The 25,650-nt window shown below is 71.3% G+C and carries 24 protein-coding genes; 1 reads left to right on the forward strand and 23 read right to left on the reverse strand.

Features of this window, described 5'->3' with window-relative positions:
• The first annotated feature begins 4 nt into the window (after nucleotides 1-4).
• The gene (locus tag ABTY15_RS02165; RefSeq protein WP_350574640.1) at nucleotides 5-1,516 is read left to right on the forward strand and encodes a glycosyltransferase; all 1,512 of its coding nucleotides are present in this window, start codon (nucleotides 5-7) and stop codon (nucleotides 1,514-1,516) included.
• A gap of 189 nt (nucleotides 1,517-1,705) precedes the next feature.
• Here ABTY15_RS02165 and ABTY15_RS02170 read toward each other — a convergent pair whose 3' ends face one another.
• The 23 genes from ABTY15_RS02170 to ABTY15_RS02280 all read right to left on the reverse strand — a co-directional run bounded on the left by ABTY15_RS02170 (nucleotide 1,706) and on the right by ABTY15_RS02280 (nucleotide 25,648).
• Nucleotides 1,706-3,028 carry a UDP-glucose dehydrogenase family protein gene (locus ABTY15_RS02170; protein WP_350574642.1) on the reverse strand — a complete coding sequence of 441 codons (1,323 nt, stop codon included), beginning with the start codon at nucleotides 3,026-3,028 and terminating at the stop codon, nucleotides 1,706-1,708.
• Nucleotides 3,029-3,176: 148 nt separating this feature from the next.
• Nucleotides 3,177-4,049: a hypothetical protein gene (locus ABTY15_RS02175; protein WP_350574644.1), complete on the reverse strand. Its 873-nt coding sequence runs from the start codon at nucleotides 4,047-4,049 to the stop codon at nucleotides 3,177-3,179.
• A 119-nt stretch (nucleotides 4,050-4,168) separates the two neighbouring features.
• The gene (locus ABTY15_RS02180; protein ID WP_350574646.1) at nucleotides 4,169-6,802 is read right to left on the reverse strand and encodes a hypothetical protein; all 2,634 of its coding nucleotides are present in this window, start codon (nucleotides 6,800-6,802) and stop codon (nucleotides 4,169-4,171) included.
• 81 nt (nucleotides 6,803-6,883) lie between these two features.
• Nucleotides 6,884-7,702 carry a hypothetical protein gene (locus ABTY15_RS02185; RefSeq protein ID WP_350574648.1) on the reverse strand — a complete coding sequence of 273 codons (819 nt, stop codon included), beginning with the start codon at nucleotides 7,700-7,702 and terminating at the stop codon, nucleotides 6,884-6,886.
• Between the two features lie 78 nt (nucleotides 7,703-7,780).
• Entirely contained in the window at nucleotides 7,781-8,641 is an 861-nt protein-coding gene (locus ABTY15_RS02190) for a PP2C family serine/threonine-protein phosphatase (RefSeq protein WP_350574650.1), read from the reverse strand.
• Between the two features lie 39 nt (nucleotides 8,642-8,680).
• Nucleotides 8,681-9,316 carry a DUF5753 domain-containing protein gene (locus tag ABTY15_RS02195; RefSeq protein ID WP_350574652.1) on the reverse strand — a complete coding sequence of 212 codons (636 nt, stop codon included), beginning with the start codon at nucleotides 9,314-9,316 and terminating at the stop codon, nucleotides 8,681-8,683.
• A gap of 96 nt (nucleotides 9,317-9,412) precedes the next feature.
• Nucleotides 9,413-10,093 (reverse strand): hypothetical protein, encoded by a 681-nt coding sequence (locus tag ABTY15_RS02200; RefSeq protein ID WP_350574654.1) that lies wholly within the window; start codon nucleotides 10,091-10,093, stop codon nucleotides 9,413-9,415.
• A 67-nt stretch (nucleotides 10,094-10,160) separates the two neighbouring features.
• Nucleotides 10,161-10,823, reverse strand: a complete 663-nt coding sequence (locus ABTY15_RS02205) for a 2'-5' RNA ligase family protein (RefSeq protein ID WP_350574656.1) — start codon at nucleotides 10,821-10,823, stop codon at nucleotides 10,161-10,163.
• Between the two features lie 8 nt (nucleotides 10,824-10,831).
• Nucleotides 10,832-11,806, reverse strand: a complete 975-nt coding sequence (locus ABTY15_RS02210; RefSeq protein ID WP_350574658.1) for an endonuclease/exonuclease/phosphatase family protein — start codon at nucleotides 11,804-11,806, stop codon at nucleotides 10,832-10,834.
• A 41-nt stretch (nucleotides 11,807-11,847) separates the two neighbouring features.
• A complete protein-coding gene (locus ABTY15_RS02215; protein ID WP_350574660.1) occupies nucleotides 11,848-12,360 on the reverse strand; it encodes an NUDIX domain-containing protein in 513 nt (170 codons plus the stop codon).
• A gap of 35 nt (nucleotides 12,361-12,395) precedes the next feature.
• Entirely contained in the window at nucleotides 12,396-12,734 is a 339-nt protein-coding gene (locus tag ABTY15_RS02220; protein ID WP_350574662.1) for an HIT family protein, read from the reverse strand.
• Nucleotides 12,735-12,736: 2 nt separating this feature from the next.
• Nucleotides 12,737-14,077, reverse strand: coding sequence for an NUDIX hydrolase (locus ABTY15_RS02225; protein ID WP_350574664.1), 1,341 nt, complete (start codon nucleotides 14,075-14,077; stop codon nucleotides 12,737-12,739).
• A gap of 299 nt (nucleotides 14,078-14,376) precedes the next feature.
• A complete protein-coding gene (locus ABTY15_RS02230) occupies nucleotides 14,377-16,371 on the reverse strand; it encodes an ABC transporter ATP-binding protein (RefSeq protein WP_350574666.1) in 1,995 nt (664 codons plus the stop codon).
• A gap of 157 nt (nucleotides 16,372-16,528) precedes the next feature.
• Nucleotides 16,529-17,017, reverse strand: coding sequence for an NUDIX domain-containing protein (locus ABTY15_RS02235; protein WP_350574668.1), 489 nt, complete (start codon nucleotides 17,015-17,017; stop codon nucleotides 16,529-16,531).
• A 65-nt stretch (nucleotides 17,018-17,082) separates the two neighbouring features.
• Nucleotides 17,083-17,667: a P-loop NTPase family protein gene (locus ABTY15_RS02240; protein WP_350574672.1), complete on the reverse strand. Its 585-nt coding sequence runs from the start codon at nucleotides 17,665-17,667 to the stop codon at nucleotides 17,083-17,085.
• Complete coding sequence (locus ABTY15_RS02245; RefSeq protein WP_350574674.1) at nucleotides 17,664-18,104, reverse strand: NUDIX hydrolase; 441 nt, start codon at nucleotides 18,102-18,104, stop codon at nucleotides 17,664-17,666. The genes ABTY15_RS02240 and ABTY15_RS02245 overlap by 4 nt, the downstream gene beginning before the upstream one ends.
• A gap of 307 nt (nucleotides 18,105-18,411) precedes the next feature.
• Nucleotides 18,412-20,307: a glycoside hydrolase family 15 protein gene (locus tag ABTY15_RS02250; protein WP_350574676.1), complete on the reverse strand. Its 1,896-nt coding sequence runs from the start codon at nucleotides 20,305-20,307 to the stop codon at nucleotides 18,412-18,414.
• Nucleotides 20,308-20,338: 31 nt separating this feature from the next.
• Nucleotides 20,339-20,824, reverse strand: coding sequence for a hypothetical protein (locus ABTY15_RS02255; protein WP_350574678.1), 486 nt, complete (start codon nucleotides 20,822-20,824; stop codon nucleotides 20,339-20,341).
• Nucleotides 20,821-21,771 (reverse strand): hypothetical protein, encoded by a 951-nt coding sequence (locus ABTY15_RS02260; protein WP_350574680.1) that lies wholly within the window; start codon nucleotides 21,769-21,771, stop codon nucleotides 20,821-20,823. The genes ABTY15_RS02255 and ABTY15_RS02260 overlap by 4 nt, the downstream gene beginning before the upstream one ends.
• 76 nt (nucleotides 21,772-21,847) lie before the next feature.
• Nucleotides 21,848-22,093, reverse strand: coding sequence for a hypothetical protein (locus ABTY15_RS02265; protein WP_350574684.1), 246 nt, complete (start codon nucleotides 22,091-22,093; stop codon nucleotides 21,848-21,850).
• On the reverse strand, nucleotides 22,090-22,605 hold the full coding sequence (locus ABTY15_RS02270) for a helix-turn-helix transcriptional regulator (RefSeq protein WP_350574686.1): 516 nt from the start codon (nucleotides 22,603-22,605) through the stop codon (nucleotides 22,090-22,092). The genes ABTY15_RS02265 and ABTY15_RS02270 overlap by 4 nt, the downstream gene beginning before the upstream one ends.
• 30 nt (nucleotides 22,606-22,635) lie before the next feature.
• Nucleotides 22,636-24,165, reverse strand: coding sequence for a Mur ligase domain-containing protein (locus ABTY15_RS02275; RefSeq protein ID WP_350574688.1), 1,530 nt, complete (start codon nucleotides 24,163-24,165; stop codon nucleotides 22,636-22,638).
• Nucleotides 24,166-24,250: 85 nt separating this feature from the next.
• A complete protein-coding gene (locus tag ABTY15_RS02280) occupies nucleotides 24,251-25,648 on the reverse strand; it encodes a glutamine synthetase family protein (protein ID WP_350574690.1) in 1,398 nt (465 codons plus the stop codon).
• Nucleotides 25,649-25,650: the final 2 nt, after the last annotated feature.

Below are 25,650 nucleotides of genomic sequence, written 5' to 3' on the forward strand. Positions count from 1 at the left end.
GCACATGAACCGCCTCGTCCCCGTCGATCACGGCCTCATCTTCTACCCCCGTGGCGGGTCCGCCCTCGTCGCGAAGAACCTCACCGAACAGCTGCGCGTCCAGGGCCGCCCCGCCCGGGTCTTCGCCGGATCCCTCGGCGAGCCCGGGGAGTACTCCCACGCGCCCACCTTCTACGGCCCGGCCCACCTGGTGGCCTCCGACTACAACCTCGCCGCGACCACCCACGCCGCCGGGCTGGACCCCCTGGAGATGCCCGTCCCCCTGCACCCCTCCTACGAGGACCGCCCCGGCGTGCCGGACCGGGTCTTCGCCGCGGTCTCCCCCCGCACCAACGCGCACCTCGAGGACTACTGGACCCGGCAGTTCGCCGACCACGGCGCCGGCGAGGGTGGCCTGCTCCACCTGCACCACCTCACCCCGCAGCACACCGCAGCCCGCCGCCTCGAGCGCACCGTCGTGACGACCCTCCACGGCACCGACCTGAAGTTCCTCCAGGGCGCCCTGGACCGTGTGAGTCGAGCCGCTGCCACCAGCCTGAGCGTCGCCGAACTCGCCCGGCGCGAGGAGATGGCCGGCGACCGCACCGAGAACCCGCCAGACGAGCGCTGGCGCAGCTGGGCCCACGCCGAGTTCTGGATCCAGACCCTGCGGGAACACGCCCAGAGCAGCGAGCACATCGTCACCGTCTCCGAGCAGGACCGCGCCCTCGCCCACGAGCTCCTCCACATCCCCGAAGACCGACTCGAGGTCATCCCCAACGGCGTCGACACCAACCTGTTCCAGCCCCACCCCACCCTCGACGACACCGGCAAGCGCACCCTCCTGCACCGCTGGCTGGTCGAGGAACCGCAGGGCTGGCTGCCCGGCCACGGCCCCGGCACGATCACCTACACCCACTCCGACGTGGACCGCATGCTGTGCGACGACGCGGGCAACCGGCGCCCCCTGCTGCTGTGGATGGGCCGCTTCCTGGACTTCAAGCGCCTGGATCTGCTGCTCCACGTCTTCGCCGCCCTCAAGGAGAGCGCGCCAGTGCGCCCGGCCCTGCTGGTGCTGGGCGGCTTCCCGGGCGAGTGGGAGGGCGAACACCCTCACACCCTGGCCGAACGCCTCGGCATCGGCAACGACGTGTACTTCGCGGGATGGCGACCGCACGGCGACCTGATCGACGGCCTCAACGCCAGCGACCTGTTCGTGACGCCCTCCGTAGACGAGCCGTTCGGGCTGGTCTGCCTGGAGGCGATGGCCTCCGCCACCCCGGTCGTCGCGACCGCCAGCGGCGGTCCCCTCGCCACCATCCGGACCCACGGGCCCCGGCCCACCGGGTGGCTCACAGTGCCGGGTGACGCCGAAGACCTGCACGCCACCCTGTTGGAGGCCCTCACCCGTCCCGGGGAGATCGAACGGCGCGGACGCCACGCCCGTGACTTCGTCGTCCAGCATTACAGCTGGCGCACCATCACCGACCGGTACGGCCACATGTACGACAGGGTGTTGGCGAGCATCCGCGCATAGCGACCAGCAAGCTTGGCCGACTGGGCGCAGTGGGTCGGTTCGACCGGGCGTAGGTGACTTGCATGGCTGCGCATTCAGCTCCACCGGTTCCGTTCGACGAGGAGGACTGCCGCCGGTAGCCACTTCACGGGAGGGCGAACGCGATGGCCGGGGCAGCGACACTCGCTGCCCCGGCCATCGCGTTTCGGATCAGGCCGAACCGCGGACGGTCGTGCGGCCCACACTCATGTAGGTGAGGCCGAGCGAGGCCATCCGCTGCGGGTCGAGGAGGTTGCGGCCGTCGAAGACCAGGGGACGCGCCATGAGGGCCGTAGCCTGGTCCCAGGCGACGTCCTGAAGCTCCGGCCATTCCGTCACGATGATCGCCGCGTCGGCGCCGGTCATCGCCTCCAGCGGGGTGGTGCAGCGCGTGGTCGACGACCAGGGCGCGGTGTCGAGCTGGCGGACCAGCGGATCCCAGCAGCGGACCGCCGCGCCCTCGGAGAGGAGCCGGGAGGCGATGATCGTGCTCGGGGCCTCGCGAACATCGTCCGTTCCGGGCTTGAACGCGACGCCGAGCAGGGCGACGGTCCGGTTGTGAAAGGCACCGCCCAGCTCGTCCTTCAGCCGCTGGATCGCGCGCCTCGGCTGCAGGTCGTTCACCTCGATGACGGAGGTGAGCAGCTGGAAGGAGTACCCGGCGTTGCCAGCCAGGGCCCGAAGCGCTCGGGAGTCCTTGGGGAAGCAGGAGCCGCCCCAGCCGACGCCAGGCCGCATGAAGTGCGGCCCGAGCCGGTGGTCGAGCCCCACCGCGCGGACCACGTGTTCGACGTCGGCGCCGGTGGCCTCGCAGATCGTCGCGATCTCGTTGGTGAAGCTGATCTTCGTGGCCAGCAGCGCGTTGGCTGCCAGCTTCACCATCTCCGCCGAGCGGACGTCCATCTCGGCGATCGGGCCGTCTACGCCTTCGTGCAGCTGGGCGACCAGCTTGGCCGTCTCGGGATCGTCAGCGCCGATCACCACCCGGTCAGGGTGCATGAAGTCCCGCACGGCGTGGCCCTCCGCGGTGAACTCCGGGTTCGACGCGTACCCCACATGCCGGAGACCGGCGCGGTCCATCGCGGCCCTGACCCTGGCGCCGGTGCCCACGGGCACCGTGCTCTTGACCACCACCGCCGCCAGATGACGAGCATCCCGCAGGGTCTCGATCACCTGCCAGATCCTGGACAGATCAGCATCCCCGGAGGGCGTCGACGGGGTGTCCACGCACACGTACACGACGTCGGCGTTGCGAACGGCTTCTTCCGCGTCCAACGTGAACGTCAGGCGGCCGGCGTTCTCCGCGATCAGCGACGCCAACCCGTCCTCATGGATCGGAACCCCGCCGCTCCGGAGGAGCTCGACGCGCTCCTTCTGGATGTCCCGAACGACGACGTCATGCCCCAGTTTCGCGAAGCAGGCGCCCGTCACGAGGCCGATGTAGCCCGCACCGAAAACCGCGATTCGACGTTGTCCCAGCATCGGTTCGTTCACCCTTCCGGCCCCGAGGCGCCTTGCCTGTCAGCCACATCTGACCCTAGAGCATGTCGCAGGCTGCGTCCGTGGGATGACGAGCTGGCCACCCGCCACGTCGGGCGGAGGCCCTGCCGCCGGCGCTCCGGCCAACCCGGAGCGCCGCCTACTACTTGCCCTTCCGCTGCCGCTTCGGTTGGCGCTTGGGCTGGACCCGCTTACCGACCGTGCGCACCGAGGGCTTCGGCGCCTGGGTGAGCGTGGCCGTGGCAGCCTGCAGCACAGTGAGAAGCCTGGCCTTGAGTTCCTCGGCCTGCTCGGAGGTGGTGGCGTCGGCGGGCGTTTCCAGCAGGTGCATCTTCAGGACGGCCAGCATGTCCCACTCCCAGGGGCCCCGCTGCCGCGGGCCGGGGATCAGCCGGACGTAGTCCTCGCCGTACAGGTCGGCGAGCAACGCAAGCGCGTCAGCGTCGCTGACGTCGTTGACCTGTTCGCGTTCCGGCGCGCCGGTGGCCACGCTCTCTGCGCGGCGGACCTCCTTCAACAAGGCCAGCCGCAGATTCTGCTGCATCGCCACGCGCCCGCCCGCGCCGCCGGCAATCCACGCCGCCGCTGCCGCGGCGATGACGTAATCCACGGGCCCGACTTCATCGCCGCCGGAGAGGTCCATCGGCTCCCTGCCGGGAGGGAAGGTCGCCAGCTTCTGCAGGGCGGCGTCGCGGAACTCCGCGGGCGCGAACGACTCGATCAGCGGCCGGGCGCCTTCCACCACCGCCTCATTGAGGAGGGGGCCGTGCTCTTCGATAGCCGTGAAGCCGTTGTTGACGACGCGCAGCGCCTCGGTGACCGCGAACTTGTAGCGCGGCATTGGATACGGCGAACGTCCTGGATCGTCGTCCCAGGTGCCGATCCGGTCCACCAGCGCGGCGAAGGTGTCCGGCTCCTCGTCGACCAGGGCGATGACGCCGCGCAGCGCCATGCCGCTCATCCGGCCCATCCGCTCAACCAGCGGACGGGGCAGCTGGCTCATGAGATCGTTCACCGAATTTCCCTCCCGTAGCTTTCGGTGGCGCCGTGATGTCCGGCCGAGCTGCTGGGAGCCGACGACCCCGGAGAACGGCGTCCGGCGGGCCAGGTTGGGACCAACGCCGAAACGTGAGCCTATCGCGCGGTCGGGTCGGCGGCCGGGCCGTTCGGCGTGGCAGGTGGGGCGCCGGGCCAGCTGTTCCTGTCCGTGTGGCCGGTGAGCTGGCTGGCGTCGATCTCCACCGCGCCGTCGAGGCCGTCGAGGTCGACGACGTATGCGGCAGGGGGCACCACGATCTGCAAGGTCTCGCGGTCCAGCCTCCAGGCGGGGCGTCGTGCGAAGCCGGCACGGCCCTCGTACGGGCCGGCTGTGACCCGGATGCGCTGATGCTCGATGAAACCGCCCTCCAGGACGGCGTGGACGGCGTCGGCGGCACGAGGGACGCACGCGTTGATGATCGGGTCGGGTCGGCCGCCCCGTACGTTGGGTCCGGAATCGGGCCTGTGAGCGGGGCCGTCGTGTGGTCCGGCCGCAGGCGGGCCCTGGGGGCGGTTCAGCCGGTCCCACCGCCGGGCGATGGGGTCGGCTCTCCTCTGGTCGGGCGACCTGAAGCTGAGCCGTGGGATCACGTCGTGGCCGGTGTCCTGGAGCGTTTGCTCCACCAGGTCGATGACGTACTGGGCGTCCTGGAGGTGGAACAGGACGGTCCACCACGACACTTCGGCAACTGGCTGTCGTTCGCGCAGGTGGAGGGCGTAGAGGGTCATCGTGATGACGTCCCGGACGGCGGCAGAGTCCGCGGCATCGTTCGATCCCTCGTGGTGGGGAGCGGCGAGGGTGTCCGCCCGGCGGACGGCCTCGCGCCACTGCAGCATCCTCTGGCGCGCGGCCCACGGGTCAAGGGACGCGGGCGGCGGGTTGGGCTGCACGGCGGTGGTGATGGCGCCCAGGGTGGCCCAGTCGCAGACCGGGTTCGCCATGAGGTCAGCCAACCGGTGCACCTCCGGCGCGCCGTCCGGGCTCAGCTCGAGTCGGTCCTGGAGTGCGTCGAACTCCCGGTCGGTCAACGCGACGCGGACGACGCTGCGGTGGGCCGAGGTGAGGTGGCTGTCGTTGCGGAACGCGCTCCCGCGCAGGCGATCGGAGTCGAGGAACAGGCTCAGCCCTTCCACGAGGAACGACCAGGCGCGGTCGGTGTTGCCTCCGCCGGCGCGCACGTTGTTGATGACGGTGGGAAGGCGCAGGAACTCGCGCGTTTTCCCACGGGCGGCTGCGGGGCTGGGGAGGAGGACGACCTCGGTGTCCGTCCACGGCTCCTGCGGGTGGTAGACGACCACGCTCAGCAGGCCCGGGTGTGCGAGCACGGTCTGCTCGCTGCGAGAGAGGTCCTGGTGCCGGAGGCGGGCGCGAAGGATCCACCAGGAGATCGGCTCACCGGCATCCTCCTCGCGGCACACCCACTCCACCCGGGCTTCTTCCAGCACCGTGCCGGCCGTGAGCTGTTCCACGGACCAGCCGATGAACGCTGCGGAGTTGGCGACGAGAAGCGGCACCTGGCGATTCCCGGCGGCCCGCTGGTGTCCTCGGCCGATCCGGCTCAGCGCGGCCCCGACTGCCCCGGCGATCGTGGGCGCAACGGTGACGCGGTGGGTCCGGGCCCAGGAGGGTGCGCCTTCGGGGGCTGGCGCGCGTCCGGGGGAGGCTGCGAGGGTCAGACGCGCAGGGTGGCGGAGGGCGTCGGCTGGCCGGTCGGGCGTGAGCCGAGGCGGGGAGGAGCTGTCTTCGGATTCGAGGGCGATGATCTCGTCGGCCCAGCCGGCGGCCGAGTCAACCCACTGCTCCTCCTCGGCGTTCAACGCCTGGCCGTGCCCCGGCCGGGCCACCAGGACGACCATGCGTCCGCCTCCCTGCCACCGCCGAAGGCGTTCAACGGCTTCGTCGTGCCAGGCGGGCGACGGACCGGTGGCGGCCAGCAGCACGGCGGCAGCCCACTCGGTAGGCAGCGGCTCGCCAGCGTGGACGACGACGAACCGCCGGTCCCACTCGGGCAGCTTCTCCACGTCGCCGGGGGCGATGTCGGCACTTCCGTGACGGTCGTCGAAGTCGACCCGGAAGACCGCGGGGGTGTCGGTGCAGGTGAGCTGCTCGTCGTCGGTGCCCCAGGTGACCGCGCGGAGACGGCCGGTCCGTCCGGCGTGGATGCCTCCGGTGACCTGGACGTGGGCCTGAAGGCTCAATGCTCCGCTGGCCGGTAGGAGGAGCTGGTCGACGTGGCTGGTCAGCTCGCGTACGGCGTGCTGGAAGACGGTCATCCCGCTCGACCGGTACCTGCCGTACATGTCCTCGGTGACCATGTCGGACGGCAGGGTGTCCTCCAGCGGCACGCCGTGCTGGGCGTTCAGCGCGTGCCAGAGCTTCCAGATCGTTCCCTCCACGGGGGGCGGGCCGGTGAACGGGCCGTAGTCCTGGGCGTGCTCGAGCAGCCGTGCCTGCGTCAGGTCGGCCAGGCCGGTCTCGACCGGTCTGGTCCCGTCCTCCTCACGTGCTGGGCCGGGCAGCAGTTCGGTGAGGTCTCGGTGCAGGCGGTGCGGATCGGCCAGGCGGTAGCGGACGGACCGCAGGGAGACCTGGTCCATGGAGCCGCCGTCCTGAGCCGCGATCAGGTAGTAGATCAGGGCGAGGACATCCCGTAGGTTGCGATCAAAACGCTGGAACTCGCGGGCCTTGGCCCGGGCTTCCTCCCACCGTTGCCCACCGATGCTGACCATGCGTCGATCCTAGGCGGCGGGCCGCCGAGGACCGGCCGAACACCTCGTGGCAAGGGGTGGTGCGGCACGTTGTGGCCGGCGTCAGTAATCGACGTCGCCGGTGGCGCCCGCGGTCAGGACGACGTGGACGCTGCCGAGAGCCCCGCTGGCGTCCTCCAGCACGGGCGGCATGCCGGACAACGTCTTGCCGGGTTCCAGGTCGTCCACGGTCAGACCGGCAGCTGGCTGCAGCGCGGCGGCGCAGTCCGACAGGAACTGCCCGAGACGGTCGCCGGTCGTTCCGCTGTGATCCTCCAGCGCCCGGAGACTCTCATGAACCCACCTGAGGTGGTCCTCGTCGGTCTGCCTCTCCTGCGCCAGCGCCTCCAGCGCCTCGGGACTCCAGTACACCCGGCAGCCTGCCCGCGTCAGCAGGTCGGAGGCCACGGAGCACTCGCGGTCGCTGAACTGCCACTCTCGACGGTTGAGTGCGCGAGAGGCGTCGGCGACGTACGGATGGACGGCCTGCTGGAGCGGGGTGGGAGGCTTGGCGTCGTGGTCGGCCCGCATCCGCCACAACGGCATAGCGGGACCGGGATCCGATGTGAGAGCCAGGCGCACGAGCTTCCGCAGAACGTCCTCGGGTGAGAGGCCGGGCAGCCGGGGCGTCCACGAGTGAGCGCACATGCAGGTCAGCTGGGCGGGGCCGCCCCAGACCCCGGAGACGGTCAGGCCGCGGTCCGCCATGCACAGCGGGCAGCACACGTCCAGCTCCGGCGCGCCGTCTGCCAGCGGCGGGGTGCCGAGCCAGAACACCCCGCCGAACCGGTTGCCGTAATCCGCGCGACGGTGGCAGACCTCCATCGTGAGGTTGCCGACGCCGTCGTGGCCGATGTGGCTCGTGGTGAAGTTCCAGGTCACTGCCCCACCATAATTGCGTTGTTGTCATCGATCGCCCTGGTTGGCTGCATAGCTGTTTCCGATTCTGGCTTGCTCGGATCACGGGCGGCCGGGTTGCGGGGTGGCAAGCAGCCAGTGGGCGAGGGCGGCGTCGTCAGAGGGCTTGTACCGGGGGTGGTGGCGGGCGTCCGGGTCCTGGGCTTCGAGGTCGCGGATGATGTCGATGACGGCGTCCGGCCCGACTGCGCGAGAGAGGGCGGCGATCTGTGGCCAGGTGAGGAGGCGGTAGGCATCGACGGCCTCGGTGATGCCATCGGTGGCCAGGAACAGGTCGGTGAGCCCCTCGGCCGGCCAGGTCGCGGCGAAGGCGTTATGGCCGGCCTCGGGGTCGGCTTCGGCGATCCAGTACCCGCCGGGGCGGTTGACCTGGGTGTTCTGGAAGTCCCGCAGTTCGCGCAGGATTTCGCGGTGCTGCTCGTCGAAGCCGTGGCCGGCGCGGAGCCGGGACCGGTAGAGGGCCGCCTGGGGCTGGGCGTCGACGAGGTGCGCGAGGCGGTCGTCCCGGAGCTGAAGAAGGGTGCCGTCCAGGTGAATTGCTGTGATCGGGCTGTCGCCGAGGACGGCGACGTCGATCTGATGGTTCGCGAGGCGGGCGACGGCGACGGTCGCGGCTGGGGAGCGCCCTGGGATCAAGTGGTGGTCGCGGGCGAGGCCGCCGATGGCTGCGGTGAGGACCTCGCGAAGATCGGATCGGGGTGTGCGGGTCAGCAGGTTGGCGATCCGCTCGCCGAGGGCCCCGGCGTACCAGCCGCCGCGCGGCTGATCGTCGGTGACGGTACTGACGCCGTCCAGAACGACCAGGGCGTGCTCAAGCACCACGATCCGGTCCTCGGTGGGGCGGTTGTCCTGTCCGGAACGCTCGCCCGTGCGGACGACGGGCACGGTGGCGGAGGTCGACATCGGCGGTGTCCTTCGCGGTGTGAAAGCGGCGGCCGGAGCTCAGCAGGCGTGCAGGGCCGTGGTGACGATGGCCCGGGCGTCGTCGCCGTACACCGCGGACTCGTGAAGCCGGTCGAAGGCCCGATGGAAGATCTGAACACGGGCGTCAGTGATCGTCTCGCCCCCTCGGTAACCCTCGACCTCGACGCGGGCGCCGTCGAAGATCCCGAATCCGTCGCCGGGATAGACGGCGAGCCGGGCGCGGGCGGGGATGATGCCAAGGGTGAGGCCGGGCAACGTCAGGGCCTCCAGGAGGTGTTCGAGCTGGGCACGCATGACCTCCGGGCCACCGATGCCGGTGAGCAGCGCCTGCTCACTGAGTAGGACGTGGAAGCTGCGCCCGCCGACGCCGAAGTACTGGGCGCGGGCGACGCGCTCGGCGGCACCGGCCTCGATGTCTCGCGGGATGCCGTGCAGGTCGACGACGAGGCGCAGAACCTCCTCAGCGTAGGCACGGGTCTGCAGGTTTCCCCAGACGAGGTCGGGGCTGTAGCCGTGGTAGTGCGTGGTCTGCTCGACGAGCCGGCGGAACTCGGCCTGGGTCGGCCCGGTTCCCTGCCGGAGAAGACCCGGCCAGTCGATGGCGGTCGGGCCGGCAGCTGTGAGGCCCGGGGCGGGGACGGTGGGGTCGGACATGCGGTTCCTCCTGGGAACGGGCTGCGGTGTGGAGCCTGGTGGAAGGGTTGTCGCCGCCCGACGCGTGCCTGCGCCGGGCGGGACAGTGAACGGGTGTCAGTGAGCGGGCTGCGACGGCTGGGCGTCGTCGGAGCCGTTGGTGAGGGAGATGGCTGCGACCAGCTCCCATGTCAGTTCCCAGGCCAACTCGGCACCCGGACGCGGGACCTGCTGGAACTTCACGTCGAGCAGGTGGAGCGCGGTGAAGCAAACGGGGACGTGGCTGGGCGAGATCTTCCGCAGGGCCGTCTGCAGCGCGTCGGAAGACGCCTCGGCCCAGGCATAGCCGAGTGAGATGTGGTGCCGGCCGCCGTCGTGGAGCAGCGCGCCGGGCCCGCGGACCTCGCGGATCGCGTCGCGGACATGCTCGCGCAGGTCGACCAGCCTCTCGTCGGGCGAAAGGTCCAGGAAGGCCCCGGCCCGGTTGGCGATCGGGCTGCCGGCCGTGACTTCCAGCGGGCCGGTGAAGGCCAGGTGCGTGTGCAGGGCGGCGACAAGGTCGTCGCGCTCTTCCGGCGTGATCTTGTCGGCGGTGGTGTCGGCGACCATCTCGATGGTGCAGTGCAGCGTGTCGTCGCCGATCGGGGTGATCGGGTAGGGGCTCATCGCGTCCCGGCACTCGTTGACCAGCCGGGCCAGGGGGAGGTCGGTCTGCAGGTTCGGAACGGCGTAGACGTGCAGGACGCGGGCACCGTCGGGCCACGGCGCGCCCTGGAATTTCGGAACGAACTTCTCCACGATCGCTTCTCCGTCACATTGGTGCGGCGGCCGTTCCGCGTGGGCGGCTCGGTCTGGCCGCTGTTGGTCAGGACTGGCCGAGGTGCAGTTGGTGGACGCGCTCGAAGGTGTAGCGGGGGACCGGGGCGGGGTGCTGGCGTTCCCACACCAGCCACACGCTGGAGACGGTGGCGTTGGTGCGGATTCCCGGCCGGATCCGGCGGCCGAGGTCGGAGGCGAGGCGGTCCGAGCGGGCGGCGAGTTCGGGGGTGTCGGTGTCCTGGACACCGTAGCCGCACGACATGTGGCACCAGAAGTGCGTCTCGGCGGGCGGGAGTTCGAGACCGGCGGCGGTGAGCCCTGCCCGCACACGCTGGTACAGCCGGTCAGGGCCGTGCTCCGGCCAGATGTCCACGAGGCCGGCGGAGCCGGAGGCGCGGGCCGGGCCGATCTCGATGGTGAACGGCTCCAGGTCGGCGAGTTCCTTCTGGACTGCGGTGGCGGCGCTCGCGAGGATCGCCCCGTCGACCCGCGCGCCGGCGGCGGTCAGGGGGTGGATCTTCTGGATCGTCATGTGCAGGTCGTCGTCGGCAGTTGGTGCGATCACGTCCGGGTACTGCTCGGTGATTTCGCGCAGCCGGGCGAAGTACTCGAGGACCTGCGGCTGGTCCTGGGGTAACCACAGGACGTGTGGTCGCACCCAGTCCTCAGCCGGGCCGTCCTGGCGTCCCCACCAGCGGCTGGTGGTCATGAACTTCCTCACCGTGCCTCCTGCCGGGCCGGGATAGCGCTGACGTCCAGGTCGGCGTAGACGGGGCGGTGGTCGGCCGCAGCCTCGCTGGCCGGGCTGACGTGGGCACGGCAGTGGACCAGGGCGGGGGCGACGGGCCGGGTCGCAAGGATCAGGTCGATGCGGCGCTCGCCCCACGGGTCCGGATCGCCTTGCCCATCGGCCCAGTAGCCGACGGTCGGCTGCCACGGTGCCGCCAACTGGGCTGCGGCGTCGACCATGAACCCGCGCCGTAGCAACGCTGCGGTCTGCCGGCGGTCGGCCAGATTCTCCCCGCCGACGGTCTCGGCGATGCACTGGTACTCGAGGTCGTCGTGGTCCTGGTCGGTGTAGGGCTCGGCGTCGTAGTACACGCCGTCGGACGTGGTGGCGGCGGAGATGGAGTTGAAGTCGCCCGCCAGGATGCCCGGCTTCGCCCCGCCGGTGCGGCGGAAGATCCCCTTGAGCCGTAGAGCCTCGTTCGCGCGGCCGTCGGGCCGGAACGGGTCACCGTGGTAGCTCCCGACAAGGAGGGGCTCCGCCGCGCCGACATCGACTTGCAGGGTCGTGCAGCCGTGCCAGAAGTCCGGTGCGCCGAACGGGCGGAACCCACCGGGGACCGCGCGCACGGTCTCCGGGTTCCAGAGGATGGCGGTGTACCAGCCCCGGTGCTGGTTGTTCGCCATGGCGATGCCACCAGGCGTTCCGTCCGCACGTATCGTCGTGGCGGTCAGGCCGCAGTCGGCCGCGAGGGATCCGATGATCTCGCCGGCCTCGGCCCGCCACCGCTGCGCGCGGTCAAGCTCCGTCTCGTTCTCCTTCAGTTCCTCGTCGACGAGGACCTCTTGGAGAGTCAGGATGTCGGGCGCCACCTCCTGAATGGCAGTGACGCGGGCTCTCCAGTCAGCGGTGTTGCGATCGGTGAGTTTGAGCTTGTAGGCGTTGAAGTTGGTGATGCGGACCAAGGTCGGCTCCTCGGGCAGGACTGGCTGCGGTGTCACGGGTGCTACATCGGACGCCCGTTGTGCAGGACGAGCTGGCGGCTCTCCGTGCGGGCTTGGGTGAGCGAAGACAGCAGGTCGTAGCGGTTGGGCGGCAGGATCGGCTGCCAGTCGGTGACGCTGCGGAAGGCGTAGCTGTCGTGCTCGTCGGACAGCCGGATCGCTTCGGCCTGGGCGGCGGTGAGCCAGCCTCCGTCGAAGTGGTAGTCCGTTACGGCCGGCCGATGCTCGGTCGGGTCGCGAAGGTCCGTCGCCAGGGGGCGCAGGATGCCGGTGAGGTCGAGGCCGGTCTCCTCCAGGGTCTCGCGTGCCGCGGCTCGCAGCGGGTTCTCGCTGTGGTCGAGGCGGTCTCCGGGGAACAGCCAGCGTGGCTCGGCGCCGAAGGCGTCCCGCTGCTCGTTCGGGGCTTCGTGAAGCAGCATGACCCGGTTGCGCTGGTCCGTAACGGACACGGCGCAGCCGTGGAGCGCCTGCGGCATCGTCTTGAGGTATTCGGCGGGGGGAATCCACTGCGGCATCGTGGGCAGTCTCCTATTCGCTGGCGCAGCCGGGTTCAGGCCAGGCCCTCGGGCTTGTCGCCCCGGTAGAGGACATGCACGTGGAAGTGCTTGGACTCCTGGTAGTCGCCGAGGTTCGTCACGACGCACGCGGCGCCGTGCTCGGCCCGGACCTGGGTGGCCACCTGCCGGACGACCCGCATCACCTCCAGCAGCAGTTCCTCGCCGCCCTTGCCCAGGTCTTCGAGCGAGGGGATGTGCTGCTTCGGCACGACCACGATGTGCACCGGGTAGCTGGGCCGGGTGTGGTGGTAGGCCAGGACCAGGTCCGTCTCCTGGACGGTGTCCACCGACGTGAGGCCGTTGAGCACCTGCTCGCAGTAGAAGTCGGACATGGTCAGGCTCCGATCAGGCCGAGGTAGTGGGCGACGTACGGCGGGGTCTTGAGCTCGGCGACTTCGGCGAAGGGCACCCAGGCGATGCCCTGGCCTTCGTCGCCGAGCCGGATCGCGTCCTTCGGGCCGGTGTACACCGCGTGCAGGACACGGGTCATCGCCGAGACGCGCTCGTGGCGAGGGCCGGGCAGCTCCCGGATGTCGGTGATGGTGATCCCGGCTTCCTCGAACACCTCCCGGGTCGCGGTCTCGGGCGGCGTCTCGTCGTGCTCACGCCAACCGCCGATCGGGGTTCGGTAACCCGGCCAGGCGATGCCGTCCTTCTCGTCCCGGTGGTGCACCAGCAGCTCGCCGTCCGGGGTGGTGACGAACACCACGATGCCCTCGAAATCCTGCGGCTCCGGGGTCGGACGCTCGATGTAGAGCACCCGGCCGGAGCGGGCGGCGCGCAGCACCTGGAGGTCTTGCCGGTACTCCTTCGGAGTCAAGTAGTGGCGCCAGTTGTAGTCCGTCTCGAAGCGGAACTCGCAGTGCTCGGCCGGGTCGAGGACGATGCGGGCCTGCTGCTCCTCGGTGAGCGTGCCGCCGTCGAAGACCCAGCCGATCGATGGCACGGGGCGGACGTGGTCGGCCTGCTGGTGGATGACGGCGATCAGCCGCTGTCGGCCGACCGGGTCCGGGTTCTCCGCGAGCAGGTCGAGGCCGATCTCCTCGCGGGCCTCGCGCAGCGCGGTGTCGAACGGGGACTCGCCGGGCTCGGAGTTCCCGCCCGGCCAGTCCCAGCGTTCGGCGTCAACAGAGTTGCGCATCCCAAGGACGCGACCCTCGTGGTCGCGCACCAGGAAGCAGGCCCACGTCATCGGCCGGTCGATCGTGGCCAGGTAGCGGCTGACGGGCTTCCAGCCGGCGGCGAGGCGGTGGGTGAGCCAGCCGATCACCTCGCGGTAGCCATCGCTGGTCGGTGGCAGCTCGTCCGGGCGGAACCAGCCGAAGGCGTCGTGCTCGGAGAGGGTCACCGCGGTCTCGTCCGGGACGGTGCAGGTGAAGACGAACTGGCGGGTCAGGCGGTCCCGGGTGTTGACGAAGTCCAGGGCCCGCACGTACTCGATGTCGGCGCAGTGGATGCCGGTCTCCTCGGCCAGCTCCCGGATCGCCCCATCCCTGGGGTCCTCGCCGTCGTCCAGTCCGCCGGCCGGGTAGTCCCACAGGCCGGGCAGCACGTCGTCCTGCTTGCGGCGCAGCATCAGGACGCGGCCCTGCTGGTCGCGCACCACGGTTCCGGCCGCGAGCTTCTGGACGCCTTCGGCGAGGGCCTGTTCGGCGAGCAGTTTGTACGAGATCACTTCGGGGGGTTCTCCTTGCTGTCGTTCCAGCCGCCCCAGGGGGTGACTTGCGCAGGACCTCCTGCGCGTACGCGGGAGTCTTCAGGTTTCCCCAGATCAGGTCCGGGCTGTGCCCGACGTAGTCGCTGGTGGCGGCGGTGAGTTCGTGGAAGGCACGCTGGATGTGCTCGGTGCCGCGGGCCAGCAGGTCGTCCCACGAGGTGGCGGCGGACGGCTGCGGCCTCGGACGGGGTCGGTGCAGTCACTGGCTTCTCCTGCGGGCCGGATCGGCTCGGATCGGAGACGACCGAAAGAGCGGGTCAGGCACTGGCGGTCGTCGGGGCGGCCTGGTGGGGCAGGCGGTCGCCGAGGTCGTACTGGGCGGCCTGGAGGAGATACGACTCGCGGTAGCGCGTGGCCGGTTCCTGGGCCATGAGCTCGGAGTGGCTCCCCTGTTCTACGAGGCGGCCGTGGTCGAGGACGAAGATGCGGTCGGCCTTGGCGGTGGCGCCGAGGCGGTGGGTGATGAGGATGACGGTGACGCCGAGGGCGGTGAGCTGGCGGATCTGCTCGAACGCCTCGACCTCGGTTTCCGGGTCCATCGCGGACGTCGGCTCGTCGACCACCACGAGGGCGGGGAGCCGGCCGTGGGCATCCGGCGTGGTCAGGCGCAGGTGAGTTCGAGCGAGGGCGACCTTTTGCCACTGGCCGCCCGAGAGGCCGACGCCGCCCTCGAAGCCCTTGGCGACGAGGGTGTCCCAGCCGCGCGGCAGCTCCTCAACCACCGGGTGAAGGTCGGCATAGTCGGCGGCGGTCTCCAGCTGTCGCTGCTCGCAGGCGACTTCGGGGCGGCCGAGGAGCAGGTTGGCGCGCAGGGTGAAGGACCAGCGCTGGAAACTCTGGGCGAGCAGGGCGACGCTGCTGAAGAGCTGGTCGCGGTCGGCGGTCGCGGTGTCGATGCCGTCCCACCGGACGCGGCCCTGGTGTGGCTGGTAGACCCCGCACAGGATGTTGGCCAGGGTGGACTTGCCCGAACCGTTGGCTCCCACCAGGGCGATGACCTTGCCCCGGGGGATCGTCATGGTGACCTTGTCCAGCGCCGGGGTCTCGCGGCCGTCGTAGGTGAAGGACACGTCCTCGACGGTGATTGTCTCGGGGCGCTCGGGCAGCGGTGTGCCGCCGGTGGGGATGGCCCGGCGGTGGCCCTCGCGGCGCAGCTGGTCGAGGTCGCGGACGAACAGCGACTCCTCGTACAGCTGGTTGATCTGGGAGACGAGGCCGCCGATGCTCGCCGAGCCGGTGCGGATGGCCACCACGGCGGTCCCGGCGGCGGCCAGTGGGATCGCCCCGCTCATGACGAGCGAGCCCAGGAGAGCGAAGGCGCCGACGGTGGCGGCGCCGGCCAGCGCCGCGGAGAGCAGGTCCGTGCGGGCCCGAGCGCCGGCGAGGCGGGCCTGCTCCTGCTCGGCGGCGCGGGCCATCTGCTCGTAGTGGTGGAGGATGAACGGCCCGCAGGCGTGCACCCGCAGCTCGGCCGCGGAGTACGGCCGGATCAGCATGTCCGCCAGAGCGCTGCTGGCCCGGGAGTGCTGGAGCCAGGCCCGCCTGGAAGCGTAGTGGCGGCGGGCGGTGCGGACAGCTCCCCAGCCGCGCGGGGCGGTGATCAGCAGCAGCATGGGCAGCAGGGCGGGGTGGAGGACGGACAGGACGCCGGCTGCGGAGACGAGACTGAAGGTGGCGGTGAGGACGGAGGTGGCCTGGCCGATGATGCGCTGCAGCGACATCGCGCCCCAGCGGGCGCTGTCCACCTCGGCGAGGAACTCGGAGTCTTCGATCGCCTCCAGCTCGGAGCGGCCGACGATGCCCAGGAACTCCATCGTGGCCTGGCGGAAGACCGCTGGTTCCAGCCTGCCTCCGGCCCAGGCGGAGGCGGCGGACAGCACCGAGGACAGGCCCGCTATCAATCCGACCATCACGATCGCCGGCGAGGCGGCTCGCAGCACGTCGGCGACATGGCCGGGGGCGAGTAGTGCGGCCAGGGCGTGGTTGGTGGCGATCAGCGCGAAAGCGGCGGCCAGCCCGCGCATCATCTCGGCGCCGACCAGGGTCAGCAGCGCCGCGCGGTCGGCCTGCCACGCCATACCTCCAGCTAGGCGCAGGAAGCGCGGCATCTGCCGGGCGACCGCCCAGAACGTCACCTCGCCACTGGCCATCTCGTGCTTGGCCCAGCCGTAGTCGTAGCGCATCGGCCCGCCGAACAGCAGCTGCTCGCTGTCCGGCACGGAGTCCGTCGAGGTCTTGGGCGTGCTGGTCACATACTCCCTTTCGCAGAGGGGAACGCGGTGGTCGGGCGCCAGTGCCGTCAGGGTCCGGCGTAGCCGTGGGGCGACCGGTACGGACCGGGCAGGGTTGGACCGGTCTGCACCGTGCCGGGCGGGCGCACTCGCCCGGCACGGTGCAGACGGGCGCCGGTCACGTCTCGACGAGCTCCCGCTGTCCGGAGGCGGGGTCGAATCCGTGGGTGGAGAACGCGGGCCCACCGGCCAGGTACGCCTCCACCGCGGCCTTGGAGGTCGGGAACATCGGGCTGGGCAGGACGCCTGCGGCGGGGTGCCAGCGCACCTCCAGGTGCTTGTCCGGCTCGACGTTGACCAGCTCGCCCGTGAACTCGCTGGTGGCGAAGACGAACAGCATGAACCCGCCGCGCCCGTCCCAGCCCTCCTTAGCCTGGATGGTGTGCACCAGGCGCAGGTCGGATGGCTTGGCGATGAGCCCGGCTTCCTCACGTAGCTCCCGGGCGGCAGCATCGGGGATCTCTTCCCCGGGGTCGACCTTTCCACCCGGGATCGTCCACGCGGGCCCGGGGGTCCAACTGCGCTGCCCGTACAGGAGGGTGGCGATCCGGTCGCTGTTCAAGTCGTGGGCGATGACGCAGACTGACAGCCTGCTCGTCTCGTGCATCAGGTGCTCCTGGTTGAAGGTTGAGGGGGCGATGGAGGGGAGGCGACGGTCGAGTAACTGCGCTTCTACGTGTCGCGCGGGGGCAACTGGGAGAGCGCGGTCTCGCGCAGGATGCGGTCGACCGTGTCGTGGAGGGTGCTGTCGCTGCCGATGACGGTCTCGATGCCGCCGGGAAGGACGTCGTGCTCGCGGTACCAGTCGCGCAGTTCACGCTCGGTGACGGCCGTCAGGTACTCGCGATCGGCCTTCGAGGCGTGCCGGACCAGCGTCTCGTCGATCGGGACGTCGAGGTAGTAGCAGCGGGTGATGCCGCGGTGGTCGCCCACCAGGCGCGTGAGCATCTCGCCGTAGTGATCGGCGTACAGGATGCCTTCGATGACGACGTGGTAGCCGGCGCCCAGCGCGTACCGTGCCACCGTGTCGATCAGGCCGATGTTCGCGCCGCCGGGCCGGTCCCATTCGCGCAGCACGATGCGTCGGAGGTTGTCCTGCGCGACGATGGCCAGGCCCCGGCCGAATCGGTCCCGGATGCCCGCAGCCACCGACGACTTGCCCGACGCCGAGTTTCCCCGGACGACTACGAGCCGAGTCTCCGCGCTCCCGGCGGGCGCCCCGGCCGACGGGAGTCCTGGGTGGCTCGTGGTGCTCATGCCGGCCATCCGACGACGGACAGCGGGCGGCCGGCGGTGATCTGCGCGAGCGCATCGGCGGTGTAGCCGACGATCGGCTCCGGAAGGTCGTCCAGCGGCCACCAGAGGAGGGCGGTGCACTTGGCCGGTTCGCGGTTGGTGATCTTGCCGGTGTACGCGCGAGGGGCGAAGAACAGCTGGAGGCGTCCGGCACCGTCGTCGGCGTCGAGGTGGTGGAGGGTGTGCACCAGGTCGAGGTCCTCCTCCCGGATGGTGATGCCGAGTTCCTCGTCGGCCTCGCGGGCCATGCCGGCCAGGACAGACTCTCCCGCTTCGAGGTGGCCGGCCGGGGCGTGCCAGTGCTGGTCAGCGAAGGTGGTGTTGGCGCGCTGTCCGAGCAGCACCCGGCCGTTCTCGATCAGGACCAGGTGGACTCCCACAACCAGCGTGTGCGGCACGGGACGTCTCCTTCCCAGGGTGTGAGGGAACCGGCGCGGGGAGCGCGTCCGGTTCAGGGCATGGCGAAGCTGCGATCAAACTGGTGATCGTTCGTCGTACGTGAGTGCGTGGGCGGCTGTCCCACCGTAGGCGGCCCGGCGGGGCCGTGTCGGCGTGTCGCGGCAGAAGCCACACGATCCGGTGAACAGCCCCAACCCGTCATACTGGTAGGGCGGTTACGGGTCGAACAGGGCAGTGTGCCACGGGGGACTGACAAGCGCGCCATGCTCGGCGGGAGGCGGGCATTGCGCACATCGCTTTTGTCCACTACGCCACCACAGCGGCGGGAAGCGCCTCGCCGACGCCGGCGCGCGGCCCGGGCAGCGCCGGGTACTGGGTTTGCAGCCTGGCGGCCAGGCGGACGGCCGCGTCCGCCAGGCTCCAGTGGGAGAACCCCTGCGGGTAGTTCCCGAGCTGCCGCCGGGCGAGGGGGTCATACTCCTCGGCGAGGAGCCCGAGATCGCTGCGCAGGGCAAGTAGCCGGTCGAACAGCTCGCGGGCTTCGGCGTGCCGGCCGATGACGGCAAGGCTCTCGGCCAGCCAGAACGTGCAGGCCAGGAAGGCGCCCTCATGGCCTGCGAGCCCGTCCACGTTGCCGCCGGCATCCCCGCGGGTGGCGTAACGCAGCACCAGCCCGTGCTCGGTGAGCTCGCGCTGGACAGCTTCGACAGTGCGGATGACGCGCTTGTCGTCCGGCGGCAGGAAGCCGACCAGCGGCAGGAGCAGCAGGGAGGCATCGAGGGCCCGGCCGCCGTAGGACTGGGTGAAGGTGCCCGTCTCGGAGTTGAAGCCGCGCGTGCAGACGTTGGCGTGGATCTCCGCGCGCAGGCGGGCGAGGCGGACGAGGACGGCAGGGGCCGTGGTGGTTCGGCGTTCCAGCAGCCGCAAGGTCCGGTCCACGGCGACCCAGCACATGACCTTGGAGTGGGTGAAGTGCCGTGCCGGGCCACGGATTTCCCAGATGCCCTCGTCGGGCTCGTGCCAGCGCTGCTCCAGCTGCTCGGCGAGTGCCAGGAGCAGGGCGTCGCACTGCGGGGACGGAGGGAGGCCGGCATCCTCGGCGAGCAGCAGGGTGTCGGCGAGTTCGCCGTAGACGTCGAGCTGGAGCTGGCCGGCGGCGCCGTTGCCGATACGCACCGGCCGGGAGCCGTCGTAGCCGGGCAGGTGGTCCAGGACCTCCTCGTCGAGGTCGGCATCGCCGTTGACGCGGTAGATCGGCTGGAGGCGCTCGGGGTTGACGGTGTCGACCAGCCATCTGCGCCACTGGCGGGCCTCGTCGAGAAAGCCGAGCCGCAGCAGCGTGGCTATGGTCAGCGCGCTGTCGCGCAGCCAGACGTAGCGGTAGTCCCAGTTCCGTTCGCCGCCGAGCTGCTCGGGCAGGGAGGTGGTGGGCGCGGCGACGACACCGCCACCCGGATGGCAAAGTGCCTTGAGAGTGAGGGCGGAGCGCACCACCGCCTCGCGGTCCGGGCCGCGGTAGGTGCAGCCGGCGACCCACTGCTCCCAGAACTCCGCGGTCGCGTCGAGCTCGGAGAAGGCGTCGGGCGGAACGGGCGCGGGACGGTGAGAGGGAGCCCAGACGAGGGTGAGCACGACGATCTGGCCGGCGCGGACGGTGAAGTCGGCCCGGCACACGCCCCGCCCGTTGGCGGTGTGCTGGGGGCCGTCGAGCCAGTACGAGTCCGGGTGGGCGACCACCCACAGCCGCGAGGCTCCGCGGGTGGTCCGCTCGACGCGCGGCCGGGTGGCGCCGTAGCCGGGACGGGGGTGGAAGACGCTGGCGACGCGGACCTCGCCGCTGACGCCTTCGACAATCCGGATGATCCTCGGCTCCGCGTGGTCGCTGACCGTGGGCGCCGGCATGAAGTCGGTGACCGTGACCGTGCCGGCGGGGGTGTCCCACTCCTGGCGCAGGACCAGAGAGTTGCCCACGTAGTGGCGGCGGTCGGTCGCCGGGGGCGGTGAGCCGTCGTATACGGCCGGGCCGACGCGCCACAGGCCATGGTCGGCGGTGCCGAGTAGCGAGGCGAACACGGCCGGCGAGTCGAAGCCGGGCAGGCAGGCCCAGTTGATGGAGCCGTCCGGGCGGACCAGGGCGGCGGCGACGGTGTTGCCGAGGAGCGCGTGGTCCTCGATCCGGGTAGGGGCGGTGACGGTGTGCATGGGGTCCTGACGTGGGCGGGTGGGTGGGTGGTCAGCGGTGAGCGGAGGCGCGGGCTGCGAGCGCGGCGAGGGCTGCGGCGACGGTGTCGGCGAGCGTGTCGGCCACCGGCAACCACGGCATGAGGTTCGCGAGCAGCACACGGTTGGCGCGCTGGACGGGGTCGGCCGGGTCGCAGCCGACGACCACCGTCCCGCCGTACGGGGAGAACAGGCCAGCCTCGTAGCAGTCGTGCACGCGCACGTGGCCGATCGGGTTCCAGAACAGGACGACGTCGGTGCGCCGGATGTTGCGGTCCTGCCAGCCGAACGGCAGCCACGCGAGGTAGGGGTTGGTGGCCGGGTTGCGCGATGGCCGGGGGTTGAGCACCGTGCCGTCGAAGCCCGCGACGGCGAACAGGTCGACCGCTTCGCTCTGCCAGTCCGGGCAGTCAACGGTTGCCCCGGCGAGGAACACCGCTGGGCGGCCGTCCGGGGCGTACGGCTCCGGCACCTCGAGGTACCGCAGCTGCGTGTTCACGACGTATCCGGGTCGCTGGCGGCGGCCTGCGCGGGGCGGCCCAGCAGGAGCATGGCGACGGCGTGGGTGCGGTTGGCTGCGCCCAGGTGCGACACGGCCTGTCGGATCAGCTGGCCGACCTGGGCTTCGTCGAGCCCCAGGGTGCGGCCGGCGGAGCGCGCGTCGTGGGTGGCGAGGAGGGTGAGCACGCGGTGTTCGGCCGGATCGAGGGCCGGGAGCTCGGCGGATATGGCCGCGCGCAGCGGCCCGGCGTCGATCAGCTTGGCGGCGATGAGATGGGCGATGGTTCGGGTGCGGTCGCTGAAACCCATGCGCCGGTTGAGGTTCCAGGCCGCGCTCGCGGTGGTCGCGGGGCGGCGGCCGAGGGCGGTGGCGGCCGAATCAGTGCTGTGGCCGAGCGCGAGCAGGTGCGCCAGCTGACGCTCGGCGTCGGTGAGGTGCTCCGCCGGTGCTGCGGGTGCCAAGGAGCCGCCGGTGCTGACCAGCGTCGTGCGGGCACCGCTGGTGACGGCGTCGTTGGGCGACGGGGCGGTGGTGACGACCAGGCAGCGGCCGATCGGCTGATCGAGCAGGTCGGCGGCGGCCCGGTAGGGGTTGGTGCCGTTCGCGGTGTGCTCGGTGGAGCAGACAGCGGCGGACCACAGGTGCGCGACGCGCAGGTTGGCTAACTGCCGGGTCAGGTCGTCACCGAGGGAGGGGGCGATCAGGGCGCACGGCATCGCGATCGAGCGGGCGCGCAGCAGCAGCCGCAGCAGTGGCGCCGGGGTGGTGAGCTGCCCCGGGGCGCCGCTGACCAGCAGGGCGGGGTCACTGCCGGACAGTGCGGTTCGGGGCAGGTCGGTGAGCGAGGTGAGGTCCACGAGGACGGCGGCGCGGTTGCGCAGGTGCCCGTCGAGGTCCCGGCTGGCGACGGTGCCCGCTGCGCGGTGGTCGGGTGGGGTGTTCATCGGCTCTCTGTGGTCGAAAGGGGTGCGGCCCTGGCCCGGACGGCCGCCATGGGTGTGAGCAGCGTGGTGCGCGTTGTCACCCGGCCGGAGGGCGCCGGGGCTCGGCGGCGGCGTTCTTCGGTGGGGTGCGGCGGTTGACCAGCCGGTCGACGGCGGCCAGCGTGGAGAACGAGACGGCGGTGAAGATCCCGAGGTACACGGGTTGGCCGGACTGGGTGCGGTGCTCCAGGAGGTAGAGCGTGGCGCCGCCGACGAGGACGCCGAGCAGGAAGCACACCGTGGCCAGCGCTGCGGCGCGGGCGGCGGAACGGCGGATGCTCAACGCGCCGCTCCGCTGCCGACGGCCGCGGCGAGCGGTTCGGCGGGCCACGATGGGTCGATGTCGCTGAGCCGGACGAGGCCGGCGAGGACCCCGACGACGCCGGCCTGCGGCCGGCTGTCGACGCCGAGGTAGGTGAACAGGGTCTTGACGTAGCTGCGCATCGTTGTCGGGGAGATACCGAAGTCGGCGGTCAGCTCCGGGGTGGTTCGCCCACCGGACCAGCCGCGCAGGATCTGGGCCAGCCGCGGTGGGAGCTGAGGCTTGACGCTCAGAGCGCCGGTGGGGCGCACCGGCTCGGTGACGATCCGGTGCGCGGTGGCCCAGGCGGCGAGGTGCGGCACGGTGCGGGTGCCGGTCTTGGCGAACAGCGCCTGGATCGCCTCGCGGGCGGCTTCCGTGTCCTTGCTCGACCCGGGGGCAGTGGCGATCTGCGAGGCGCTGTTGCCCTGGGCGACGAGGGTGATCAGCTGGCGTTCCGCTTTGGAGAGTTCGGGCAGTGGGCCGACGGTCACGGCGTCCTCCTACGTGGTGGTTCGGGCGGGTCACAGCTGGTGGGGGATCGGTGCGTTGGGCGCGGCGAGATGGAACAGCAGCCGGGGACCGAGCCGGGTGGCCTCGTTGGTGCCGATGACCAGGACGAGGTCGCCGGGGGCGGCCATGTCGGCGATCTGCTGCTCGACGCCGGGCTCGCTCGGGCCGGAGCGGATGCGGTGGACCGTGCCCGCCCCGAGGCGCTGGAGGGCGGCCTGCTCGACGGCGTCCAGCGGGTCCTCGACGGCGTGCATGGTGGTCAGCGGGGTGCTGACCGGCAGCAGCAGGGCCAGGTCGGCTTCGCCGAGCGCGGTGCCGAGGTCGTCGGCGTGCGCGCGGGTGCGGGCGATTCCGTCCGGTTCCAGGACGGCGATGACCGAGCCCTCGGTCAGCATGCGGGCGGCCATGAGGTCCTCGGTGACCTCGCGGGGGTGGCGGGCGCGGGAGTCGATCACGGTGATCTTGGCTTGGGTGCCGAGCGTGGCCAGCGAGCGTTCGGCTCCGGGAAAGGCATGGATGCGCTCGGCGACGGCTTGGGGGTCCTCGCCGAGGACCAGGGCGGTGGCGATGGCGGTGCAGGTGGCCAGAGCGTGGTGACGGCCGGCGATCGGCAGGGCGAAGGCGTGCTGGCTGCCTTGGTAGCGGATGGTGACGTGGTGCTCCTCGCCGGTCCAGCGGGGCACCATGATCCATACGTCGTCGGTGCGTTCGAGGCCGACGGTGACCACCCGCAGGCTGGGCCGACCGGGCCGAGCGGGCCGGTCGGTCAGGCGCTCGCGCAGGATCTTCGCGCTGCTGTCCCAGGTCGGCAGGACGACGACGTCGGCGAGGCGGGCCAGGTGCTCGGCGGCGTTCAGGCCCTCGATGTTGTCCTCGTAGTGGGGACTGTTTGCGCCGGTGGTGAGGATCAGCGCGGCGGCCAGCCGCGGCTGGCTGTTCAGGTAGTGCGGTGCGGGGCGGTGCTGCCACGCGCCGGGCGGGGCCGCCTCGTGGGTGGCAGTGTCGGGCGCGAGGTCGACCACAAGTCGGCCTTCCCCGGCATGCCCGGCGTGGCCCTTGCGGGCCGGGGCGTTCAGAATCCAGCCCGTCTTGCCGTCGTCCAGCACTGCAGCCAGGGCGGCTGCCGCGGTCGTGGTGCTGTGGCTGCCGCCAACCGCCACCGCCGAAGTCCCGGTCTGCGCGGCGACGGCCGCGAGCGCGACGGCATGCCCGAGCACCGGCAGCCGCAGCACCTGCGCGCGGTCCAGCTCGGGATGCGGCTCGACGACGGCGCCCGACCACACCACCGCGGTGCGATCGGCTTGGACGTGGTCCTTGGCGAAGCCGGCCTCGACCTTTACCCCGGCCGCTCTCAGAGCGGCAACTGCGGGGCTGTCCTGGTGTTCGGGCGGGACGCTGCCGGTGACGTCGGCGCCGTTCCCGGCCAGCCACAGGGCCAGGCCCTGCATGCCGGGCGCCGCGACGTTAACCAGGTGCGGGGCCGACAGCAGCTCGGGCACGGCCGCGGCCGGACCGGTGGCGGAGCAGATGGTGGTGTCCATGTTGGCCTCCAACGGGGAAGCGGGGAGTGGGGGTTGGTCCGGGCCGGCGGCGGGGAGGGGGATCGACCCGCAGCCGGCCCGGGGTTCATGCCTGGGCGAATCCGCGTTCCAGCTCGGCGTCGGTGACGCGGGCGGCGTGGTGCTCCAGGTCCAGGTGCGCGACGCTGGCCAGATGCGTGACGACCCGCTCGCCCAGCAGCTCCGCGGCGAGTGTGCTGCTCTCGAAGGCGGCGAGTGCCTCGGCCAGAGAGCGCGGTACGGGCCGTGCGTGGTGGTCCTGGTAGGCGTCGCCGGTGCTCACTGGCGGAGGCTTGAGTCCGGCCGCGATGCCGTGCCGAATGCCGGCGAGGACGGCCGCCACCGCGAGCACCGGGTTGGCGTCGGCGCCAGGTAGGCGCACCTCCAGCCGCAAGCTGCTGTCGTGGCCGACGACCCGCACCGCGCAGGAGCGGTTGTCGCGACCCCAGGTGAAGCGGTCCGGTGCGAACGAGTGCTCCCGCAGGCGCTTGTAACTGTTCACGTACGGCGCCCACAGCGGCGCGGTGACGGGAAGCACGGTCAGCAGCCCCGCGACCGCCTGCTCGCCCAGCTCTGACAGTTCCTTCCCCGCGCCCGCGCCGGTGCCCAACACAGGGCCCCGGTCAGAGTGCAAGGAGACGTGCAAGTGCATGCCGCTGCCGACCCCGCCCGGCAGGGCCGCCATGAACGACGCCGCCATGCCCCGCTCGTCCGCCACGGCCTTGGCGGCGTGCTTGAACAGCACGTGCTGCTCGCACATGGCTAGGGGTTCCCCGTACGGGAAGGTGACTTCGGTCTGACCCGGAGCACCTTCCAACTTGACCGCCTCGACGGGAAGTCCGGCTTCGGCGAGGACCTGCCGAAGGCGCCTTCCGAACTCGGCGACCGCCCCCGGCTGGTCGAGTGCGTAGTCGCGGTTGTCCCACGTGGCGGGGCGAAGCCCCCGCCAGCCGGCCGCCGCGGCGTCTCGGGTGGTGCCCTCGTAGACGACAAACTCCGTCTCGACCCCGAGAGCGGCGGTCAGGCCCAGACCGGCGAGCTGGTTGCGCTGCTCGTTCAGCGCGGTGACCGGGCCCAGCGGGTGCGGCCACCCTTCGCTGGTCGGATCGGCGAACACCACCGCCGTACCTGGTAGCCAAGGCAGCACCCGCGCCCTCTGAAGGTCGGGCAGCAGCGCGACGTCCCCAAACCCCGTCTGCCAGGAGAACGCGCCGGTCTGCGGGGCGGCCATCCCCAGGTCGGTGCCGATCACGTATCCGCACATCTCTGGGGAGATCCGGCCCGACCGCAGCCGCTCCACCAGCGTCCTCGCCTCGTACGCCTTGCCCTTGAGCCTGCCCTGCACGTCAACGGTCGCGAGCAGCACAGTGTCGAGACCGAAGGCGTCCACCAGCTGGTGCAGCGGCCCGACCGGCGAAGTGACGTCGGCTGTCGTACGGGCCGTACGGGAACGGACGGCGCGCATGG

The sequence above is a fragment of the Kitasatospora sp. NPDC097643 genome, from assembly GCF_040302625.1.
Classification (GTDB): domain Bacteria; phylum Actinomycetota; class Actinomycetes; order Streptomycetales; family Streptomycetaceae; genus Kitasatospora.

What these genes read in the sequence shown, in the direction of transcription:
- ABTY15_RS02165 (WP_350574640.1), top strand. Translation starts at nt 5, where the DNA reads ATGAACCGCCTCGTCCCCGTCGATCACGGCCTCATCTTCTACCCCCGT.
- ABTY15_RS02180 (WP_350574646.1), bottom strand. Translation starts at nt 6,802, where the DNA reads ATGGTCAGCATCGGTGGGCAACGGTGGGAGGAAGCCCGGGCCAAGGCC.
- ABTY15_RS02190 (WP_350574650.1), bottom strand. Translation starts at nt 8,641, where the DNA reads ATGTCGACCTCCGCCACCGTGCCCGTCGTCCGCACGGGCGAGCGTTCC.
- ABTY15_RS02195 (WP_350574652.1), bottom strand. Translation starts at nt 9,316, where the DNA reads ATGTCCGACCCCACCGTCCCCGCCCCGGGCCTCACAGCTGCCGGCCCG.
- ABTY15_RS02205 (WP_350574656.1), bottom strand. Translation starts at nt 10,823, where the DNA reads ATGACCACCAGCCGCTGGTGGGGACGCCAGGACGGCCCGGCTGAGGAC.
- ABTY15_RS02215 (WP_350574660.1), bottom strand. Translation starts at nt 12,360, where the DNA reads ATGCCGCAGTGGATTCCCCCCGCCGAATACCTCAAGACGATGCCGCAG.
- ABTY15_RS02220 (WP_350574662.1), bottom strand. Translation starts at nt 12,734, where the DNA reads ATGTCCGACTTCTACTGCGAGCAGGTGCTCAACGGCCTCACGTCGGTG.
- ABTY15_RS02235 (WP_350574668.1), bottom strand. Translation starts at nt 17,017, where the DNA reads ATGCACGAGACGAGCAGGCTGTCAGTCTGCGTCATCGCCCACGACTTG.
- ABTY15_RS02240 (WP_350574672.1), bottom strand. Translation starts at nt 17,667, where the DNA reads ATGAGCACCACGAGCCACCCAGGACTCCCGTCGGCCGGGGCGCCCGCC.
- ABTY15_RS02250 (WP_350574676.1), bottom strand. Translation starts at nt 20,307, where the DNA reads ATGCACACCGTCACCGCCCCTACCCGGATCGAGGACCACGCGCTCCTC.
- ABTY15_RS02260 (WP_350574680.1), bottom strand. Translation starts at nt 21,771, where the DNA reads ATGAACACCCCACCCGACCACCGCGCAGCGGGCACCGTCGCCAGCCGG.
- ABTY15_RS02275 (WP_350574688.1), bottom strand. Translation starts at nt 24,165, where the DNA reads ATGGACACCACCATCTGCTCCGCCACCGGTCCGGCCGCGGCCGTGCCC.
- ABTY15_RS02280 (WP_350574690.1), bottom strand. Translation starts at nt 25,648, where the DNA reads ATGCGCGCCGTCCGTTCCCGTACGGCCCGTACGACAGCCGACGTCACT.